Source organism: uncultured Sphingorhabdus sp. (genome assembly GCF_937872355.1).
In the GTDB taxonomy this organism is placed as follows: domain Bacteria; phylum Pseudomonadota; class Alphaproteobacteria; order Sphingomonadales; family Sphingomonadaceae; genus Sphingorhabdus_B.
The window spans coordinates 1-20,094 of record NZ_CALMSV010000190.1; the positions used below are offsets into that span (position 1 = coordinate 1).

At 55.7% G+C, this 20,094-nt stretch carries 17 protein-coding genes and 1 tRNA gene; 10 read left to right on the forward strand and 8 right to left on the reverse strand.

Going from position 1 to position 20,094, the window contains the following annotated elements; genetic code table 11:
• On the forward strand, nt 1-681 hold a 681-nt coding region (locus Q0239_RS12520; RefSeq protein WP_298603367.1), incomplete at its 5' end, for a PD-(D/E)XK nuclease family protein.
• Between the two features lie 86 nt (nt 682-767).
• Nucleotides 768-1,088 (forward strand): thioredoxin, encoded by a 321-nt coding sequence (gene trxA, locus Q0239_RS12525; RefSeq protein ID WP_298603369.1) that lies wholly within the window; start codon nt 768-770, stop codon nt 1,086-1,088.
• Here the strand turns inward: trxA and argJ are convergent.
• The gene (gene argJ / locus Q0239_RS12530; RefSeq protein WP_298603371.1) at nt 1,085-2,308 is read right to left on the reverse strand and encodes a bifunctional glutamate N-acetyltransferase/amino-acid acetyltransferase ArgJ; all 1,224 of its coding nucleotides are present in this window, start codon (nt 2,306-2,308) and stop codon (nt 1,085-1,087) included. The two genes, trxA and argJ, sit on opposite strands and share 4 nt — an antisense overlap.
• 96 nt (nt 2,309-2,404) lie before the next feature.
• Between argJ and Q0239_RS12535 the strand changes: the two genes are divergently transcribed.
• The 3 genes from Q0239_RS12535 (at nt 2,405) to Q0239_RS12545 (ending at nt 6,253) form a co-directional block, all read left to right on the forward strand.
• Entirely contained in the window at nt 2,405-2,677 is a 273-nt protein-coding gene (locus Q0239_RS12535; protein ID WP_298603373.1) for a hypothetical protein, read from the forward strand.
• Between the two features lie 89 nt (nt 2,678-2,766).
• Entirely contained in the window at nt 2,767-5,502 is a 2,736-nt protein-coding gene (gene secA, locus Q0239_RS12540) for a preprotein translocase subunit SecA (protein WP_298603375.1), read from the forward strand.
• 10 nt (nt 5,503-5,512) lie between these two features.
• A complete protein-coding gene (locus Q0239_RS12545) occupies nt 5,513-6,253 on the forward strand; it encodes a sulfite exporter TauE/SafE family protein (protein WP_298603377.1) in 741 nt (246 codons plus the stop codon).
• Nucleotides 6,254-6,270: 17 nt separating this feature from the next.
• Here Q0239_RS12545 and Q0239_RS12550 read toward each other — a convergent pair.
• The 3 genes from Q0239_RS12550 to moaA all read right to left on the reverse strand — a co-directional run bounded on the left by Q0239_RS12550 (nt 6,271) and on the right by moaA (nt 8,165).
• A tRNA-Asn gene (locus Q0239_RS12550) sits at nt 6,271-6,345 on the reverse strand.
• A 60-nt stretch (nt 6,346-6,405) separates the two neighbouring features.
• Nucleotides 6,406-7,182, reverse strand: coding sequence for an NAD kinase (locus Q0239_RS12555; RefSeq protein ID WP_298603379.1), 777 nt, complete (start codon nt 7,180-7,182; stop codon nt 6,406-6,408).
• Nucleotides 7,179-8,165 (reverse strand): GTP 3',8-cyclase MoaA, encoded by a 987-nt coding sequence (gene moaA, locus Q0239_RS12560; protein ID WP_298603381.1) that lies wholly within the window; start codon nt 8,163-8,165, stop codon nt 7,179-7,181. Before moaA ends, Q0239_RS12555 begins: the two co-directional genes overlap by 4 nt.
• Nucleotides 8,166-8,237: 72 nt before the next feature.
• Here moaA and Q0239_RS12565 point away from each other — a divergent pair, with 72 nt between their 5' ends.
• Nucleotides 8,238-9,503 (forward strand): bifunctional diguanylate cyclase/phosphodiesterase, encoded by a 1,266-nt coding sequence (locus Q0239_RS12565; RefSeq protein WP_298603383.1) that lies wholly within the window; start codon nt 8,238-8,240, stop codon nt 9,501-9,503.
• 6 nt (nt 9,504-9,509) lie between these two features.
• Here Q0239_RS12565 and mfd read toward each other — a convergent pair whose 3' ends face one another.
• On the reverse strand, nt 9,510-12,983 hold the full coding sequence (gene mfd, locus Q0239_RS12570) for a transcription-repair coupling factor (protein WP_298603386.1): 3,474 nt from the start codon (nt 12,981-12,983) through the stop codon (nt 9,510-9,512).
• A 4-nt stretch (nt 12,984-12,987) separates the two neighbouring features.
• A complete protein-coding gene (locus Q0239_RS12575) occupies nt 12,988-13,272 on the reverse strand; it encodes a succinate dehydrogenase assembly factor 2 (protein ID WP_298603388.1) in 285 nt (94 codons plus the stop codon).
• A gap of 56 nt (nt 13,273-13,328) precedes the next feature.
• Here Q0239_RS12575 and recG point away from each other — a divergent pair, with 56 nt between their 5' ends.
• Nucleotides 13,329-15,389 carry an ATP-dependent DNA helicase RecG gene (gene recG, locus Q0239_RS12580; RefSeq protein ID WP_298603389.1) on the forward strand — a complete coding sequence of 687 codons (2,061 nt, stop codon included), beginning with the start codon at nt 13,329-13,331 and terminating at the stop codon, nt 15,387-15,389.
• Here recG and Q0239_RS12585 read toward each other — a convergent pair.
• Together Q0239_RS12585 and tyrS are read right to left on the reverse strand one after the other, a co-directional pair.
• Nucleotides 15,386-15,709 (reverse strand): PilZ domain-containing protein, encoded by a 324-nt coding sequence (locus Q0239_RS12585; RefSeq protein WP_298603391.1) that lies wholly within the window; start codon nt 15,707-15,709, stop codon nt 15,386-15,388. The two genes, recG and Q0239_RS12585, sit on opposite strands and share 4 nt — an antisense overlap.
• Before the next feature lie 95 nt (nt 15,710-15,804).
• Nucleotides 15,805-17,034, reverse strand: a complete 1,230-nt coding sequence (tyrS, locus tag Q0239_RS12590; RefSeq protein ID WP_298603393.1) for a tyrosine--tRNA ligase — start codon at nt 17,032-17,034, stop codon at nt 15,805-15,807.
• 48 nt (nt 17,035-17,082) lie between these two features.
• On the opposite strand from tyrS, the gene Q0239_RS12595 reads away from it, so the two are divergent.
• The 3 genes from Q0239_RS12595 to Q0239_RS12605 all read left to right on the forward strand — a co-directional run.
• A complete protein-coding gene (locus Q0239_RS12595; protein WP_298603395.1) occupies nt 17,083-17,631 on the forward strand; it encodes a DOMON-like domain-containing protein in 549 nt (182 codons plus the stop codon).
• A complete protein-coding gene (locus Q0239_RS12600) occupies nt 17,631-18,839 on the forward strand; it encodes a DUF1343 domain-containing protein (RefSeq protein ID WP_298603399.1) in 1,209 nt (402 codons plus the stop codon). Before Q0239_RS12595 ends, Q0239_RS12600 begins: the two co-directional genes overlap by 1 nt.
• An 8-nt stretch (nt 18,840-18,847) precedes the next feature.
• The coding region (locus Q0239_RS12605; RefSeq protein ID WP_298603397.1) for an MFS transporter at nt 18,848-20,094 on the forward strand (1,247 nt) is incomplete at its 3' end.

A 20,094-nucleotide genomic window follows, 5' to 3' on the forward strand; every position in this document is an offset into this window, starting at 1 on the left:
GGCGGGCGGGGGCAGGTGCCGAAGAAGGGCCCCCAACTGTGTCGGGAGGCGATTATTGCCTCGCCGCACCTGCCTGCATGGTTGCTTCAACCTGCAGCCACTGAAGCGCGCCCGCCTCGTCCCTTGGCCCCATCACAGCTTGACGATAGCGATGTCGGGGAGAGGCCGTCCGAAGCCATTCTGCGCCATGCGGCAGAGCGTGGAAAACTGGTGCACGGGCTGATCGAACGTGTGGATGCTGCTCGTTTGAACCACTTTGAACAGGATGCCGCTCGTTGGTTGGCCGTACGTGATCGCGAAGGACACCATGATCATAAGGCGATCATTGGTCAGGTGAAGGCGTTGTTAGACGATCCCTACTGGAAAGCGCTCTTTTCTGAAAGGGCCCGCGCAGAAGTGCCCATCGCCGCAGTCGTTGGCGAAACTGTCATCACCGGGCGGATCGACCGGTTGTTGGTCGAAGACGAGCGGGTCAGGATTGTTGACTTCAAAACATCCCGTCGCGTCCCCAAAAATGCGGCTGAGGTCAATCTCTCCGAACTCAGGCAGATGGCGCATTATGCTGCTGCGATTGAGCGCATCTTTCCTGACAAAAAGGTTACTGCGGCGCTGTTGTACACTTATGCACCTGCTGCCGTTGAATTGAACGAAGCAGACCTGGCGCCGCATAAGCCGGTTTGAAGCCCCCAAGCAATTCTATCGGAGTCGTACGCTTGCAACTCGCAAGCCGTGGCAATACATTCGCAGACAAAGAAGGAGATATTCCAATGGCTACCAAAGCAGTTGGCGACAATGATTTTGCTACCGAAGTTCTGGGTTCATCAAAGCCCGTATTGGTTGATTTCTGGGCCGAATGGTGCGGTCCGTGCAAGATGATCGGCCCCAGCCTTGAAGAAATCAGCGAGGAACTGGGCGAGCAGGTAACGATCGCCAAGCTCAACATTGACGACCACCCGGATACGCCGAGCAAATTCGGTGTGCGCGGTATTCCTACGATGATCCTGTTCAAGGATGGCCAGGTTGTTGATACCAAGGTTGGCGCCGCGCCCAAGGCGGCGATCAAGGGGTGGCTCGAAGCAGCGCTCTAACTGCGGTAATCCGCGTTGATGCTGATATAGCCATGGGTCAGGTCGCACGTCCAAACGGTGGCATTGCCTGACCCCAAGCCTATATCGACGCCAATCAGGATTTCCTGACCTTTAAGGTGTGCGGAAACCGGGCTTTCATCATAGCCGTCCACGGGTAAGCCATTGCGTGCGACCTGCGTTGCGCCAAAGCTGATTGACAGCTTGTCTCGGTCTGCAGGCTCCCCTGCCTTGCCAACCGCCATGACGACCCGGCCCCAATTGGCGTCTTCGCCCGCAATAGCGGTTTTGACGAGCGGCGAGTTGGCGATGGCGAGGCCGATTTGGCGGGCGCTTTCGTCCGACACCGCTCCGCTTACTTTGATCTCGATAAATTTCTGCGCGCCTTCCCCGTCGCGCACGACCAGATGGGCGAGTTGGCGGCAAACGTCATTCAAGGCTGATGCAAAAGCATCTGCTCCCTCATCGCCATAACTGGCAATCGGACGATTGCCTGCCTTGCCTGTTGCGAAAGCCAGGACGGTATCGCTTGTTGAGGTGTCGCTGTCGACGGTGATGCAATTGAAGGTCGAGCCATTGGCTTCGCTTAACAATTGCTGCAGAAAGGCGGGCTCAACTGCCGCATCCGTGAAAATATATCCCAGCATCGTTGCCATATCGGGCGCGATCATCCCGCTGCCTTTGATGACGCCCACTATTTCGACGCGTTTGCCATCGACGATTGCACCGGCTTTGGCACCCTTTGCAAAGGTATCAGTCGTGCCAATTGCATCGGCCACATCGTGCCAGCTGCAAATGGGTGCTTCGAAAGCCGAGCGCAGACCAGCCTCAGCCTTGTCCTTGGGCAGCGGCACACCAATTACCCCGGTGGACGAGACGAATATCTCATTCTCCGCACAACCAATATGTGCCGCAACTTGGCGGGTAATAGCTTCAACAGCTTCACGCCCGCGATAGCCGGTGAAGGCATTGCTGTTGCCAGCATTGACCACAAGCGCCCGCGCGCTGCCGGTTTTCAGATTGTCGCGGCACAGTTCGACTTCAGAAGAGCAACAGATGTTGCGCGTCGTAACGCCGGCAACCGATGTTCCTTCATCCAGTTCGATATAAGTCAGGTCGCAGCGATCCCATTCCTTATAACGCGCCTTGGCCACACGCTTCGTCACGCCCGCAATATCGGGCATTTCGGGGAAGGGGATTAGTAGTGGCGAAGGTGACGACATATAAAGACTTTGCTACTAGAAATGTGGTGGCGCAATGGGGATGGACGCCGGTACAAGTCAACCCTATATGCACCGCACACAGGGAATACGCCTTTAATGCATTTGCTGCTTACCTTTCTTGCGCTGCTGACCGGCTTTTCAGCCGCACAGGCTGCACGTCCGGTTGAAGCAACGTCGCCGACCAGCGCCGCATCGCAAATTGATTTGGCAGAAGCGATAGCGATCGCTGCCGTTGCCAACTCAAGCGTGGCGATAAGGTTGGAATTCGAACCCAATAAGTTGACTAGCGAAACCAAGGCGCTGCCAACCCAAGCGTCGGCATTTGTTGCCAGCACCCCTGTTTCAAGGGCAGACCGCGCCCTGATTTAAGCGCGCAACGCGAGCCATTCGCGCTATTTCTATATTACACGCCTGCGCTCGTCAGGCGATACCTATCCATATTTATCAAAGGTTTGCTCATGCTCGGCACCATCGCCAAGTCCATTTTTGGCTCGTCTAACGACCGTTATGTCAAAAAGACGATGAAACTCGTCACCAAAATCACTGCACTCGAAGACCAGATGGCTGCTCTTTCGGATGAAGATCTGAAGGCGCAGACACAGCGCTTTCGCGAGCGCCTCGAAGCGGGTGAGACGCTGGATGATATCCTGCCTGAAGCCTTTGCGACCGTTCGCGAAGCGTCGAAGCGGGTAACCGGAATGCGCCATTTTGACGTACAGATGGTTGGCGGTATTGTTCTCCACCGCGGCGAGATCGCAGAAATGCGCACCGGTGAGGGCAAGACGCTGGTCGCCACGCTGGCCACTTATCTCAACGCGATCGAAGGCAAGGGCGTCCATGTCGTTACCGTTAACGACTATCTCGCCAAGCGTGACGCAGAGTGGATGGGCCAGATTTATGGCTTCCTTGGGCTCACCACCGGTGTGATTGTTCCCAACCTGTCGGAAAATGAACGTCGCGCGGCTTATAATTGCGACATCACTTATGCGACCAACAACGAGCTCGGCTTTGATTATCTGCGCGACAATATGAAACATGAGCGTGCGCAGATGGTGCAGCGCCCGTTCAACTTCGCGATTGTCGACGAGGTGGATTCGATCTTGATCGACGAAGCACGTACGCCGCTCATCATTTCAGGCCCGACCGATGATAAATCGGAAATGTATAAGGCTGTGCATCAAATCGTGCTGCAGCTTGATGAAGACGATTATGAAAAGGACGAAAAGGCGCGCAGCGTCATCCTGACCGAAGAGGGTACAGAAAAGGCCGAGCGTCTGCTGGAGTCAGCCGGATTGCTCGTTGGATCTAACCTGTACGATGCCGAAAATACGCAGGTGGTGCACCATCTTGATCAGGCCCTCAAGGCCAACACGATGTTCAAGCGTGACACTGATTACATCGTCAAAAATGATGAGGTAATTATCATCGACGAATTTACCGGTCGTATGATGGATGGACGCCGCTGGTCGAACGGCTTGCACCAGGCAGTTGAAGCCAAGGAAGGTGTCGCAATCAAGCCGGAAAATCAGACGCTGGCGACAATCACCTTTCAGAACTATTTCCGCATGTATCCGAAGATTTCGGGGATGACAGGTACGGCCGCGACCGAGGCGCAGGAATTTTACGATATCTACAAACTGAATGTCGTTGAAATCCCGACCAACGTTCCGGTGCAGCGCATCGACGAGAATGATGAGTTCTATAAGAATACCGCAGATAAATTCGCAGCGATTGCCAAAACGATCAAGGAAGCCAATGATCGCGGCCAACCGGTTCTGGTTGGCACCGTCTCGATCGAAAAGTCGGAATTGCTGAGCGATTATCTGAACAAGGAAGGCGTCGAGCACGCCGTCCTCAACGCGCGCTTCCACGAACAGGAAGCGCATATCGTGGCACAAGCGGGCCGTCTGGGTGCCGTGACTATTGCCACCAACATGGCCGGTCGTGGCACTGACATCAAATTGGGTGGTAACCTCGAATTTCGCACAGAAGACGAACTGCGCGAGATGCCTGAAGGCCCGGAACGTGATGCAGCAATTGCGCGTATCAGTGCCGAAATCGAGGCCGAAAAAGCAAAGGTCCTGGAAGCCGGCGGGCTGTTTGTACTCGCAACCGAGCGTCACGAAAGCCGTCGCATCGACAACCAGCTGCGTGGCCGTTCTGGCCGGCAGGGTGACCCTGGCCTGTCGCGCTTTTATCTCTGCCTTGAAGACGATCTTCTGCGCATTTTTGGTTCGGAAACTCTGTTCGCCCGCATGATGAACAGCAGCCTTGAAGATGGAGAGGCGATTGGTGGCAAATGGCTGTCCAAGGCCATCGAAACCGCGCAACGCAAGGTCGAGGCGCGCAACTATGATGTGCGGAAGCAGTTGGTTGAATATGACAATGTCATGAATGATCAGCGCAAGGTGATCTACGAGCAGCGCAGCGACATCATGGATGCCGAAGCCGTCGACGATGTTCTCGATGATATGCTGCATGAAACGGTAAACAGCATTGTCGGTGAAAATTGCCCGCCTGAAACCTATCCCGAACAATGGGATGTTGATGGCTTAAAAAAGCAAGTCAGTGAAATTCTCGGACTGCACCCCGATATTGATGGCTGGCTTACCGAAGAAGCCATGGAACCGGATATCGTTGAGGCACGAATTGCTGAAGCTGCTGAAGCCAAGCTTTCCGAAAAGCGCGCTTCGATTGATGCAACACTGTTCCGGCAGATCGAAAAGCAAATTCTGCTTCAAAATCTCGATCATCACTGGAAGGAGCATCTGGCGACGCTCGATGCATTGCGTCAGGTGATCTATCTGCGCGCCTATGCGCAGAAAAATCCGATCAACGAATATAAGCAGGAAAGCTTTGGTCTGTTTGAACGGATGTTGTCGGCCATTCGCGAGGATATCGTCAAAACTGTGCTGACCAACGAGTTCCGGATGGAGCCCAACATCCCCGAGGGTGACCTGCCGGAACTGCCCGATTTCCTGACCACACATTTCGATCCACTCACCGGGGACGATGATAGCGATGATGTGGATGGTGCCGATCTCGGGTTGATCAAGGCCTCTATCCCTGCGCGTCAGGTGCCAAATAGTCCGGATGAAGGCGATCCATTTGCCGGAAACCCCAATCTGCGCCGTAATGATCCTTGCCCATGTGGTTCCGGGCAAAAGTACAAACACTGTCACGGGGCCTATTAAGGACTGAACCATGAGCGCGATGCTGGCCCTGCTATTTGGCCTGGTCGCGCTCATTTACGCCTCCGTCGGTTTTGGCGGAGGCTCTTCCTACACTGCAATTCTGACATTGACCGGGATCGAGCCAAGGCTGATTCCGGTCATATCCTTATGCTGCAACATTGTTGTCGTAACGGGCGGAACGATCCGCTTCTGGCGTGTTGGACTGATTGACTGGAAAGCGGTGCTGCCGCTGTTGGCGGTATCAGCACCGCTCGCATTCCTGGGTGGGCTAACGCCGCTCAAGGAAGCGACCTTCCTGTTGCTATTGGGAACTACTCTGCTGGTTTCTACTGTTGCTCTATTGCTGCCCCAGGAGCCCTTGCCTGAGGTCAAGTTGACACTACCTGCCACATTGGCCCTTTCAGGTCTGGTTGGCCTGTTGGCAGGACTATCCGGCATCGGTGGCGGCATATTCATGGCGCCGGTGCTTCACCTCATCCGCTGGGCAGAAGCGAAGCGAATCGCTGCATTCGCCTCTCTCTACATCCTTACCAATTCGATTGCCGGCCTAGGCGGTCAGTTGCTTAAGGGTGGCGTTGGTGCTGTCACCGATTCGTCCGCTGCGTATTGGCCTTTACTGCTGGCGGTGCTTATCGGAGGCCAGATTGGCAGCCATATCGGAATCCGGCTATTTTCGCCTGTTTTGCTGCGGCGGATGACTGCGCTGCTGGTGGGCTATGCCGCAATCCGTCTGTTGTTGCAGGCGCTTTGATTTATCAGGAGAAAATCTGGCTCCCCGGGACGGATTCGAACCGCCGACCAATCGGTTAACAGCCGATTGCTCTACCGCTGAGCTACCGGGGAGCAGCCCGATGACATCGGGCAGGCGCGCCTATGGCTTGGCCTGAAACAAAAAGCAAGTGGTCAGGTGATAAATTGTTCCATCGCGATGCGATCATCGAGTGCATGTTCGGGATCGAACAACAAAGTAAGCGAACGGTTGCGGTCCAGCGCAACCTCCACTGACAATATATCGCGGATTTCGCGTTGGTCGGCGACAGCGCTTACCGGGCGTTTTGAACTTTCCAATATCGTAAGCTTGACGACATAGCGGTCGGGTAGGATTGCCCCTTTCCAGCGGCGTGGGCGGAAGGGGCTTATGGGCGTCAAAGCCAGCAGAGAGCTGTCGAGCGGCAGGATCGGGCCGTTGGCCGAAAGGTTGTAAGCGGTTGATCCGACCGGCGTCGCAACCAGAACACCATCGCAGATGAGTTCATCGATAACTGTGCGACCATTCACATCTATTTGCAGCTTTGCCGCTTGCCGCGTTTCGCGAAGCAATGAAACTTCGTTGATCGCGGGCAGCGTGAAACGTTGGCCCGATGTTGCCTCAATCGTTGCCATTAAAGGCGTCACAGTAATGCTTTTTGCGCGGTCCAGACGATTGAGCAGGTCGTCGGGGTTCCAACTGTTCATCAGGAAGCCGATTGTGCCCAGATTCATGCCGTAAGTGGGTAAATCGCGGCGCTGCTCCAAAAGACGATGAAGCAATTGTAAAAGGAATCCGTCACCGCCCAACGCAATCACTGCATCTGCTTCTTCTATGGGGACGAATTCATGGATTTCACGCAACTGCCTTTCTGCCTTGCGGGCGGGTTCGCCGGGTGAGGCGAGTAGGGCAAGCTTTGAGAAACGGCTCATCCGCCAGTCGCATTCATGTGACGGTGCAGGCGCAAATCTTTGTCCTCCATTTGCCGCTCGAAATCATGTCGCTCAGGTTTCAGGCGTAAAGCTTTTTGAAGAAGCCGGTCGACTGCTTCCATGCCGCCGCTGCGAATGGCATCGCGAAAATCCACATGGAACTCCGAACCCAGGCACATATGCACTTTCCCGTCGCTGGCGAGACGCAACCGGTTGCAATCACCGCAGAAATTATGGGTCATTGGCGTGATCAACCCGAGCCGTAGGTGCAGTGGTTCCAACTGGTAATAGCGTGCAGGCCCTGCCGTACGATGGTCGAGCGGCGTCAAAGTTCCTTTTTCCAGAAGAGGACGGATAAAGTCATCGAGCGGAATGAACTGTCCGGTGCGCCCCGATACGCCATCTCCCAGCGGCATCGTTTCGATCAATGCGAGATCGAAGCCATTGGTGGCGCAATATTTCGCCATCGGCGCAATTTCATCGTCATTCACGCCTTTCAGTGCGACCATATTTATCCGTATGCCCAGTCCACTGGTTTTAGCGACCTCAATCCCGTTCAGAATCTGGTCAAGGTCACCGCCGCGAGTGACGGCATTGAATTTAGCCGGGACAAGACTGTCGAGGCTGACATTGATGCGGCGCACACCCGATTCTCTCAAAATGGGCGCGAAATAGGAGAGTCGGCTGCCATTGGTGGTCAATGTTAGTTCGTCGAGCGCCCCAGATTGTACATGTCGGCCGAGTTCCTGAATCAGGACATCTACATCGCGCCGTGCCAGAGGTTCCCCGCCGGTAAGGCGTATTTTCCGGATGCCGTGTCTAATAAAACGCCCAGCAATTAAGGCGATTTCCGTGTAATCGAGCAGATCAGTTCGCGGCAGGAATGTCTGTTGTTCTGGCATGCAATATGTACACCGGAAATTGCACCGGTCGGTCACCGAAATTCGGAGATAGTCTATTGTTCGTCCGAAATTATCTTGCATTATGCGCCTGACCTATCTGTCTTGTTCGCTGCTGGCAACGGTTGGGAAAGGCTTTTCGGATATTCTGGTGAGATGGATTCGGTAACAGCAATGCCAGCGAAGAAGATTTCGCCTGCACGCGATGCACAGCTATGGCTATCCGCGTTCGAGGCTAGTGCTTCGCGCGGAGCCTTGCTGTTGTTGGTTGGTATCCGCGATTTGAAGCAGGTCAATGACCTGCATGGCCGGGAAACGGGCAATGCCGTTATTGCTGAAATCGGAAAAAGGATAGCTGGTTTTGCCCCGTCAATTTCGGGCGCGATCCTGACCGCGCGCTTGCCGGGCAGGGAGTTTCTGATCATTGCAGGTGCCTGCGGACAAGCTGAGGCAGAGCAGGTAGCCCGCAAACTGCTGGGGCAACTTGAATCGCCATTACAGCACCGTGACGGCGAACTGCATATTAGCCCACGGATAGGAATAGCGCTGTCCAGACCGGGCCAGTCGGGCACCCAATTGCTGGCTGCGGCATCAAGTGCCTTATCGGCAGCTTATTCACACAAGGGCAGGAAATATCGCTTTGCCGACAGTGTTACTAACGTCGACACCCAGCGAAATTCACGTTTGGATAAAGGCCTTCGTCAGGCCCTGAAGCAACAGGAAATCGCGATCTATTTTCAGCCGCAGTTTGAGGTTGATACGGAAAAGTTGGTCGGGGCCGAGGCGCTTGCACGTTGGACCCATCCCGACTTTGGCCAGATTGGTGCTGAGGAATTGTTCGCCGCCGCTGACCGTTGCGATCTGCGTGAAGAACTGTCTTTTGCGATACAGAAACAAGCTGTGGGATATGCGACGCAATGGCCGGATTCGGTGCATCTTTCGATCAATCTTGGTGCTGAAGAACTCGCCGATGATCATGCCACACGGTTGCTCGCTATATTGGAAGATGCAGGTTTTCCGTTTAATCGTCTGACGGTCGAGTTGACCGAAGAGAGCATCATTCGCGACTTCGATCTTGCGCTTTCCCAACTTGAAATGTTGCGCGCGAAAGGCATTGGTGTTGCTATCGACGATTTTGGTACAGGCTATTCCAGCCTTGCCTATCTCAAGAGTCTGCCGCTGGATTATCTCAAGATCGATAAAGGCATGACGGCCGATATCAGCGGTAATCCGCGTGACCTGATTGTGCTGCGCGCGGTCATTGCGCTGGGCAAGGCGTTGGGGCTGCGGATCATCGCCGAGGGTGTTGAGAAAGACAGCGAACTTGAATTACTGCGCTCAGAAGGCTGCGACTATTTTCAGGGATATTTGCGTTCGCCGCCTTTAACGGCTGAGCAGTTTCTTGAACTCATACATCAGTAGTACGGATTACCCGGCTTTGCGGGCCAGACCGGCAAGGCCTTTGGAGAGCTGGAGGCAGCCGTTGAGCTTGCTTGCCGGATCAGGCCAATTCCGGTTGATCACCAGCTTGCTGTCCGGCCTGAGCTTCGCCGTGGCTCCGAGTCTTTCGACATAAGCGAGAAGGCCTGACACGTTTGGTGGCCGGTCTTCGTGGAAGCTGACCAGCGCCCCACGAGGTCCGACTTCGATCTTGGCAACTTGTGCGGTCAGCGCGTTCTGCTTGATTTCAATAAGCTTGAGCAGATTTTGAGTAGGCTCTGGTATCGGGCCGAAACGGTCGGCCATTTCGGCAGCAAAACCTTCAATATCCTGTGCTTCATCCAGATCATTGAGACGTCGGTATAGAGCCATGCGCACTGACAGATCGGGCACATAGTCGTCCGGAATCAGGATCGGCGCATCAACGGTGATTTGCGGCGAGAAGCTGTCACGCGGTTTGGCTAGACCGTGCGCCTGAGCGCGAACGGCGACCACAGCTTCTTCGAGCATCGACTGGTAAAGTTCGAAGCCGACTTCGCGGATATGTCCGGACTGTTCGTCGCCAACCAGATTGCCCGCGCCCCTTATGTCTAGGTCGTGGCTGGCCAGCTGGAACCCGGCGCCCAGTGTATCAAGGTCGCTGAGCACTTTGAGCCGCTTTTCTGCATTCTCGCTGAGCACCCGATCGGCGGGCTGGGTTAAATAAGCATAGGCTCTTGCTTTAGAGCGACCTACGCGGCCGCGAAGCTGGTACAATTGCGCAAGGCCGAACCGGTCCGCGCGATGGACGATCAGCGTATTGGCGCTGGGAATATCGAGTCCGCTTTCAATGATCGTGGTCGACAACAGCACATCGTATCGCTTGTCGTAAAATGCAGTCATCCGCTCCTCGATCTCCCCAGCAGCCATTTGGCCATGCGCCGTGACGAACTTCACTTCCGGAACATGGTCACGCAGATACTCTTCGATCTCGGCAAGGTCGGAGATGCGGGGAACGACGAAGAAGCTTTGCCCGCCGCGATAATGCTCACGCAGTAAAGCCTCACGGATTACCACTTCGTCCCAAGGCATGACGTAGGTTCGCACCGCTAGACGGTCGACCGGTGGCGTCTGGATAACCGACAATTCGCGCAAGCCCGACATCGCCATCTGCAAGGTGCGGGGGATCGGTGTTGCCGTCAGCGTCAGCATATGAACGTCGGTCTTCAGCGCCTTGAGCTGCTCTTTGTGATTCACCCCGAAGCGCTGCTCTTCATCGACAATAACCAGACCGAGTTTCCGAAATTTGATCGACTTTGCGAGAACGGCGTGGGTCCCGATGACGATGTCGACTGAACCATCCGTCAGGCCTTCGCGCGTGCGTGTCGCTTCAGCAGATGGAACCAGCCGGGATAACCGTCCGAGTTTTACGGGCGTATCGGCGAAGCGTTCGACAAAATTGGTATAATGCTGTCGCGCTAGTAGCGTAGTGGGGGCGATTACCGCGACCTGATAACCTGCCATCGCCGCGGCAAATGCGGCACGCATGGCAACTTCTGTTTTTCCGAAACCAACATCGCCGCAGACTAGCCTGTCCATCGGTTTGCCACTCGACAGATCTTCCAGCACTTCGGCGATAACTCGTTCCTGATCGTCCGTTTCGGCATATGGGAAACGGTCGACAAAGGCAGCATAGCCCGCGTCTTCCACCTCTATCAGCGCTCCTGGCCGCAGCGCGCGTTCGGCTGCCGTGCGGATCAGCTCATGCGCAATTGCGGTGATGCGTTCTTTAAGCTTGGCTTTGCGCCGTTGCCACGCCTCACCGCCCAATTTGTCGAGCGTGACAGCCCCGTCCGAATTGCCGTAGCGCGAGAGGACATCGATATTCTCGACCGGAACATAGAGTCGGTCACCGCCTGCATAGGTCAATGCGACGCAATCGTGCGGGCTCTGGCCAACCGGTATGGATGCCAGCCCTTCGTAGCGCCCGATACCATGTTCGACATGGACAATCAGATCGCCGGGCGTGAGCGCAGCCATCTCGGCAAGGAAAGCATCGGCGCTCTTCTTGTTTTTGCGACGGCGGACGAGGCGGTCGCCCAATATGTCCTGTTCGGAAACCAGCGCTACGTCGGGCGATGAAAAGCCGTGGTCGATAGGCAGAACCACCATCGCCGCCGATTTACCCGCTGCTGCCCCCAATGCGGTCTGCCAGCCATCGGCTTCCACCAATTTAGGTGCGCCATGATCGGACAGCAGGCCTTTAAGGCGCTCTCGCGCGCCCGCCGAATAACTGGCGACGATGGCTTTTTGGCCAGCGCGGATGCTGTCCTTCAAATAGGCAGACACCGCCTCATAGACATTATCCTTGCGCGCCCGCTCAGGCGCAAAATCGCGGCCTGCTGAAATACCGAAATCGATGGTGTTCGCGGCGTCTGGTGCGGCAAAGGGCGTCAGAAGATGGCAGTTATGCGCTTTGAGCAACGCTTCGAGCTCTTCGCTGGCCAGATACAGTTTTTCAGGGGCCAGCGGTCGATAGCTGCCGGGGCTTGCGGACTGCGCCTTTTCGCGGTTGGCGTGATAATCGGCAATCGCCTCAAATCGCGCCTCACCGGCTGCGAGTGCTGCTTGATCGCGAAGGATAAGCGTGTCGCTGTCGAGATGATCAAGCAAAGTGACCATTCGCTCCTCGAACAAAGGCAACCAATGGTCCAACCCGGCCAGTCGGCGCCCCTCCGATACTGCCTGGTACAGCGGATCACCGGTAGCTGTGGTCCCAAACAGGTCACGATATTGTGTGCGGAATCGGCGAACCGCATCCTCGTCCATCAGTGTTTCGACGGCAGGCAAAAGCGCAAACCGGTCGACTGTGCCGATACTCCTCTGGTCTTGCGGAGAGAAGCGGCGGATTGTTTCGATTTCGTCGCCGAAAAAGTCGAGCCGCAGGCCGTCTTCACTGCCTGCCGGGATCAAGTCGACAAGGCTGCCACGAATGGCAAATTCGCCCGCCTCGGCAACTGTATCAACCCGGAAGTAGCCATTGGCCTGCAGCAGGCCTGCGAGCTTTTCGCGGTTTATAGATACACCAGAGGCCAGGATTGCTCCCGTTTGGCGAATGCGGAACGGCGTAATGACGCGCTGGACCATTGCCCCGATTGTGGTCAGCAATATGCGATTGGATTTGGTTGGGTGCTGTAATGCGTTGAGAGTCGCCATGCGTTGGCTGGTGATAACCGTCGATGGCGAGGCGCGGTCATAGGGCAGGCAGTCCCAGGCAGGGAATTGCAGAATTTCCAGTTCGGGCGCGAAAAAGGGAATCGTGTCTGCCAGTGAGCGCATCGCCGCGTCATCTGGCGCGATATAAAGCGTGGCACCCTTGGTCCCGCGCGCAAGATCGGCCACCAGCAAAGGTGTGAACCCTGCAGGCACCGACGCGAGCGTCAGCGGGCGATCCGCCTTCAAGATGCGTTGCAGGTCGGTCATTCCGTCAGTCGGCCTTGGTCAGTCCGGACGGTAACGAAATATAGTCTAGGCGCATGAGCAGATCGAGCATCGGGCCTTCCCATTTGGCGGGAACGGGCAGGGTACGCATCGCCCAGCCCATGATGTCGACGTCTTGCTCCTCCAACAAGGCTTCAAACCAGCTGAAATCCGCATCGGTCCATTGGGCATGATAATTGTCGAAGAAGCCGCCAACGATTGCATCGGCCTCTCGCGTGCCACGATGGTGGGCACGAAAATGCAGTTTGCGAAGATAGGATGCCCGGTCCATGTTTTGTCTCGAAGATAGTGGAATGATGGCCAGCGGCCTTTATAGTGCCCCTAGTCATGCGGCCCGATATTCTCAATCCGTTATTTGCTGAAGTTGAATCGCTGAAAGGCGTAGGGCCGGGGATTGCGCGTCCGTTGGACCGGCTAGGGTTAAAACGTGTCAAAGACCTGCTGTATCATTTCCCAACCGGATGGACCTATCGCAAGGCAGTCAAAACGGTAGATGTGGCAGATGTCGGCCAGAACATCATCGTCACACTGGTTATAGCGAGCCACCGGTCGGGAGGAAGTGCGCGGAGCCCGTTACGCATTCATGGTGTGGATGGTGAGGGCAATTATCTCACTTTGACCTTTTTTGGACGAACCGGTTCCTGGGCCAAGAAACAGTTGCCTGTCGGAGAAATGCGCATCGTTTCGGGCAAACTGGAGCGCTATGGTGATGAACTGCAAATCGTGCATCCCGATCATATTTCGTCTGCAGTCGAGGCTAGGCCAGTCGCGCTGATCGAGCCCGTTTATCCGCTGTCCGAGGGGATTACGAGTAATCGTCTCCATGGACTGGTTCAGCAGGGACTGGAGAGATTGCCAGAGCTTTCCGAATGGATTGAACCATCATTGCTCGCTGATCGCAAATGGACTGGTTGGAGCCAGTCGGTTTCAATCGTCCATCACAAAGATGAAAAATCCGCCCGGGACCGGCTCGCTTATCACGAGTTATTCGCCAATCAATTGGCGATGCGGCTCGTCCGAGCATCTCTTGATCGCCGACGCGGTCCCCAAATCCATGGGGATGGCAGGCTGATATCCCAGTTGCGCCTGCCTTTCGCGCTGACGGGCGCGCAAAGACGGGTGATTGCGGAAATCGAAGGAGATCTGCAGCAAACGCGGCCGATGTTGCGCCTATTGCAAGGCGATGTCGGATCCGGAAAGACGATGGTGGCTCTACATGCCTTGTTGCGTGCGGTTGAGGCCGGAAAACAAGGTGCAATGTTGGCACCTACGGAAATACTGGCGCGGCAGCATCTGGCGAGCCTTCAGGCCTCGCTCGCGGGGTTGCCGGTGAATGTTGCGATCCTGACAGGACGCGAGAAGGGGCGGGTACGTGAATCGGTATTGATGGGGCTCGCGGATGGATCGATAGATATCCTTGTCGGAACCCATGCGATTTTTCAGGAAGCCGTGACCTATAAGGCGCTGGCGCTAGCGATTATTGATGAACAGCACCGATTTGGTGTCAGCCAGCGCTTGATGCTGTCGCGCAAAGGGCAGGGCGTACCGCATTTGCTGGTGATGACAGCAACCCCAATCCCCCGCAGCCTTGCACTTGCCTGCTATGGCGAAATGGACGTGTCGGCGATCGACGAAATGCCGCCGGGACGTACGCCAGTTGAAACGCGTGTGATATCGGAAGAACGCCTGCCCGAACTGATCGATGGCGTCGCGCGGCATCTGGCGAGCGGAAAGCAGGCATTCTGGGTGTGCCCTCTGGTTGAGGAAAGCGAACGCAGTGAACTCGCTGCAGCCGAACAACGGGCATCCATGTTGAGGCTGCGCTTTGGCGATCAGGTTGCCTTGGTTCACGGGCGGATGAAAGGCGCTGAAAAAGATGCCGTAATGGAAGGCTTTGCCGTTGGCAGAACCCGGCTTTTAGTGGCTACCACCGTCATCGAAGTCGGTGTGGATGTACCGAATGCCAGCCTGATGATCGTCGAGGCAGCCGATCGTTTCGGCTTGGCGCAGTTGCACCAACTGCGTGGTCGTGTCGGGCGTGGAAGCGAGAAATCGTCTTGCATCCTTGTTCGTTCAGCACAGGTGAGCGAAACCGCCAGAGCGCGCCTTGCTCTGATGCGTGAAACTAATGACGGGTTTCGGATTGCCGAAGAAGATCTTAAACTCCGCGGAGCAGGCGAGCTGCTGGGAACGCGGCAATCCGGGGATAGTCCGTTCCGTGTGGCTACGGACGAACAGGTTCGCGAGCTAATCGGCGCGGCTTCGGCCGATGCCCGGTTGTTGATAGATCGCGATGGCGGGCTTGACGGACCACGCGGTGTAGCGGCCCGTATAGCGTTATACTTGTTTGAGCGAGATGCCGGATTGGCAACGCTGCGGGGGGGTTAGCGGTTTTTAGGTCCAACAACGTCAATAAGTGCCATGAAATCAGGCAAGCGGACCACCCGTTCAAACTGAAATCCAGCTCGGCCATCGACCGACCAGATCAGGTGCGCTTCAATTCGCCCGATTACAGGCAGGCGAAGTTCGATGCGATCGCCATGTTCGAACACTTTGTTATTGTCGATCATGAAACCGTGCGCCGAGATATTGGCGATATGCAGTTTCTGCTCGCCATGCTTCTTGCTATCCGCAAGCACATCATAGCTGGCCCGATGACGGGCTGCCCGACGCATGTCGTAATTTTCATCAATAGCCGGTTGTGCCATGTTCAAACTGTCCTGTTTCGACGAGGGTCGCAGGACCGGTGTGACACGCTTTTACGAAAAAATGGTAAAATCTCGCCGCAAGAATTTTTACCCGATTATCCGAAGTCGACCAATCCGTGTTTCTTTTTTCCTGCGGAAACGCGGACCGGCTCCACTGTCTTTGAAATCATTGCGTTTTCGTCGGCAACAGGCTCTCCATCAAGACGCGCGCCGCCACCCGAAATCAGCCTGCGCGCCTCTTTTTTCGAAGTAGAAAGGCCTAGTGCAACCATTGCATCGACTAAAGAAATGGACGATTCGGTAACCGAAATAGAGGGCAACGCTTCTCCGCCTGCCCCTTCCTCAAAAGTTTTGCGCGCCGTCTCCGCGGCAGAAATTGCGGCCTCCGCGCCATGAGCCATCGTGGTCGCAGCATCGGCCAAGACCTTCTTCGCCTCGTTTATTTCCGCTCCTTCAAGCCTTTCGAGCCGGCTGATTTCCTCAAGATCAATGTCGGTGAACAATCGCAGGAAGCGACCGACATCGGCATCTTGCGTGTTGCGCCAGAATTGCCAGTAATCGTAGGCAGGCAATTGATCACCATTCAGCCAGACCGCGCCTTTCGCTGTCTTGCCCATCTTTGCGCCATCGGCGGTGGCCAGCAGCGGTGTCGTAAGGCCATAAACTTCCAACGCATCCATTCGGCGCGAAAGTTCAATGCCGTTGACGATGTTGCCCCACTGGTCTGATCCGCCCATTTGCAGGCGGACGCCCATTTCCTGCGCCAAATGACGGAAATCATAGCCCTGCAGGATCATATAGTTGAATTCTAGGAAGGTCATCGGCTGTTCGCGATCGAGACGCAATTTGACCGAATCAAACGAAAGCATCCGGTTGATGGTGAAATGCGTGCCGACCTTTTGGAGCATTTCGATATAACCCAACTTGCCCAACCAATCATGGTTGTTGACCATGACCGCATCGGTCGGGCCATCGCCAAACTTCAGAAAGCGATCAAAGATCGTTCGTATCGAGGCGATGTTCGCTTCGATCGTTTCGTCGCTAAGCATCTTGCGGCTTTCGTCGCGGCCTGTGGGGTCGCCGATCCGCGTCGTTCCGCCGCCCATCAGAACGACTGGCTTGTGTCCGGTCTGCTGCAAGCGGCGCAGCATCATGATTTGCACCAGCGAGCCGACATGCAAGGACGGTGCGGTTGCATCAAAACCGATATAGGCAGGAACAATCTGCTTGGCCGCAAGCGCATCGAGCCCTTCGGCATCGGTTAGCTGGTGGATATAGCCGCGACTATCGAGTAGGCGCAGGAGATCGGATTTATACTGGCTCATGTCGGTCTCTGGTTGGATTTCGGGGCCGCCTAGCATGGAGTTTCGCGCTTGGCCAAGCATTCTATGAAATGTCACCCGGATACACCGGCCAAAACCGTCGACGAGATTACTGTCGAGGTCGAACGGCACGAAAATGACCGGATCTGGGTTCGCTATCATGTCGAAGCGCCGGTTGATGCGTTGGAACTCGGATTTGCGCGAGAGGCTCAGCGACGCGATGGTCTATGGAAAACAACATGCTTCGAAGCATTTGTGATGGAAGCTGGCAGTTCCAGCTATCTTGAATTCAACTTCGCGCCTTCGAGTGAATGGGCGGCGTATAATTTTGTAAGCTATCGTGAGGCCATGGCAGACTTGCCCATGCCGATTGCGCCGGGACTAGGCAACGATACCAGCCAAAGTCACTTTGCGCTGGAAGCGACATTCGAACTGCCTCACGCATTTGCGGACAAGGACTTATTGTTGGCTATCACGGCCGTGATTGAGGAACGGGATGGCACCAAATCTTACTGGTCGCTCGCGCATCCAACAGGCGCACCTGATTTCCATCATCCCGATTGCTTTACATTGCATCTTCCGGCACGAGCCGAGCCATGATTAAATTCGGTATCGACCGCCTGCTTTCCGAACCCGAGCTGCGCCGCGAATTGGCGGGTAAACGCGTTGCGTTGGTCGCACATCCGGCTTCGGTGACTGCGGGGCTGCAGCACTCGCTCGACGCGCTGATCGCGACGGGAGACATCAATATATCCGCCGCATTCGGCCCGCAACATGGGCTGAAAGGTGACAAGCAGGACAATATGGTCGAATCCGATGACTATACTGATCCAGTATATAACATTCCTGTGTTCAGCCTGTATGGCGAAGTACGGCGTCCGACCGGCCAGATGATGTCGACATTCGATATCGTGCTGGTCGACCTGCAGGATCTGGGCTGCCGGATCTACACCTTCATTACGACTTTGCTGTACATACTCGAAGAGGCGGCCGCGCATGGCAAAACAGTTTGGGTTCTTGATCGGCCCAATCCCGCTGGCCGCCCTATTGAAGGGCTGACGCTGCGCGAAGGTTGGGAGAGCTTTGTGGGTGCAGGGCCAATCCCGATGCGGCACGGCCTAACGCTGGGCGAACTCGGCCATTGGTTCATCGACCATTTCAAGCTGAACGTCGATTATCGTGTTGTTGAGATGCAAGGCTATGAACCGAACAAAGGGCAGGGCTTTGGCTGGCCTTCCGATGAGCGAATCTGGATTAACCCCAGCCCCAATGCGGCCAACCTCAACATGGCGCGGGCCTATGCAGGTACGGTGATGCTCGAAGGCGCGACATTGAGCGAGGGCAGGGGGACGACGCGTCCGCTCGAGCTTTTTGGCGCGCCAGATATCGATGCCCGCCTGGTTATGGCGGAAATGGAACGTCTGGCACCCAAATGGCTGCGCGGATGCAAGATGCGCGAGGTCTGGTTTGAACCGACTTTCCATAAGCATGCCGGATCAATGTGCCACGGCGTGCACATCCATGCGGAGGGCGGCTTTTACAATCATGACGACTTCCAGCCCTGGCGGCTGCAGGCGCTGGCCTTCAAGGCCATTCGCCGACTGTATCCCGATTACCAGCTATGGCGCGGCACCGAATTCAAATATGAATATACCAATGATGTGCTGGCGATTGATGTGATCAACGGAGGTTCGTTGTTGCGCGAATGGGTGGATGATCTGGCTGCCATGCCGTCTGACCTTGACCTCTCTGCAAAGGCAGACGAAGACAGTTGGGGAGAGGAGAGGCAACGCTATCTCCTTTATTGAGGAGAGAGATGTTGACGACAGAAGCAGCAAAGGCTGACCTGCCGAAATCGCCCAATTCGTTGCGTTTGACCCTCTGGGTTTTGCTAATTGTCTACATCTTCAATTTTCTGGATCGCCAGATCGTCAACATATTGGCTGAACCGATTAGCCGCGATCTGGGGCTCAGCGATACGCAAATCGGCCTGATGACGGGTATTGCCTTTGCTGCTTTCTACACTTTCCTTGGCATACCGATTGCCCGTTATGCGGACCGGCCAAAAACCAACCGGGTTGGGCTGATATCGGTATCTCTGATCATCTGGTCGGGGATGACGGCGTTGTGCGGGACGGCGCAGAATTTCGTCCAACTATTGCTGGCACGTATCGGCGTGGGTGTAGGGGAGGCAGGGTGCACGCCGGCAGCGCACTCGTTGATTGCAGACCTCGCACCGCCCGAGAAACGCGCATCGGCCATATCCTTCTACTCGCTCGGTATTCCGATAGGATCATTGCTTGGAATGGTGATCGGCGGAATGATCGCCGATGCCTATGGCTGGCGTGCAGCCTTTCTGGTGGCCGGTCTCCCTGGAATCGCACTGGCCGCAATTGTGTTTTTTGTTCTGCGCGACCCGCGCATGTCTGCGCATCTCAAGGCAGCGGAACCAAAGCCTGCAATTTCCACAGCCGAGTCCTTCAAGGAAATATTGGCTTCCCGTGCATTCATCATGTTGGCAATCGGCGGCGCGATGGCCGCTTTTCTTAGCTACGGTAAAGCCACCTGGACGACCATCTTCTTCCAGCGGACGCACGAGCTTTCACCAGGAGAGGTCGGCTTTTGGTTCGGTATTGGCGGCGGAATTGCCGGCATCATCGGAACCTTTGCCGGGGGCTGGTTCGCGGACAAATATGGCAAAGTGAATCGTCGCCACGTGTTGACGGCTCCTGCAATTGGCATGCTGGTTGCTATCCCCATTGCGATAAGTGCCTATTGGGTTGAGAATTGGTGGTACGCGCTCATTTTGATTATGACGCCGACTTTCCTGAATTCCATGTATGTCGGCCCGGCATACAGTTGCGCACAGGGTCTTGTGCCGCTTCGCGCCCGCGCAATGGCGTCAGCCGTTTTGCTGTTCGCACAAAATCTGATTGGATTGGGCCTGGGGCCGCTATTTTTCGGAATGCTGTCGGACGGCATCAGGCCCATGGCAGGTGATGAAAGCGTACGCTGGGTGCTTTACGGCGCAGCGCTACTCGGGCTCATTCCCTCCTTCTTCTT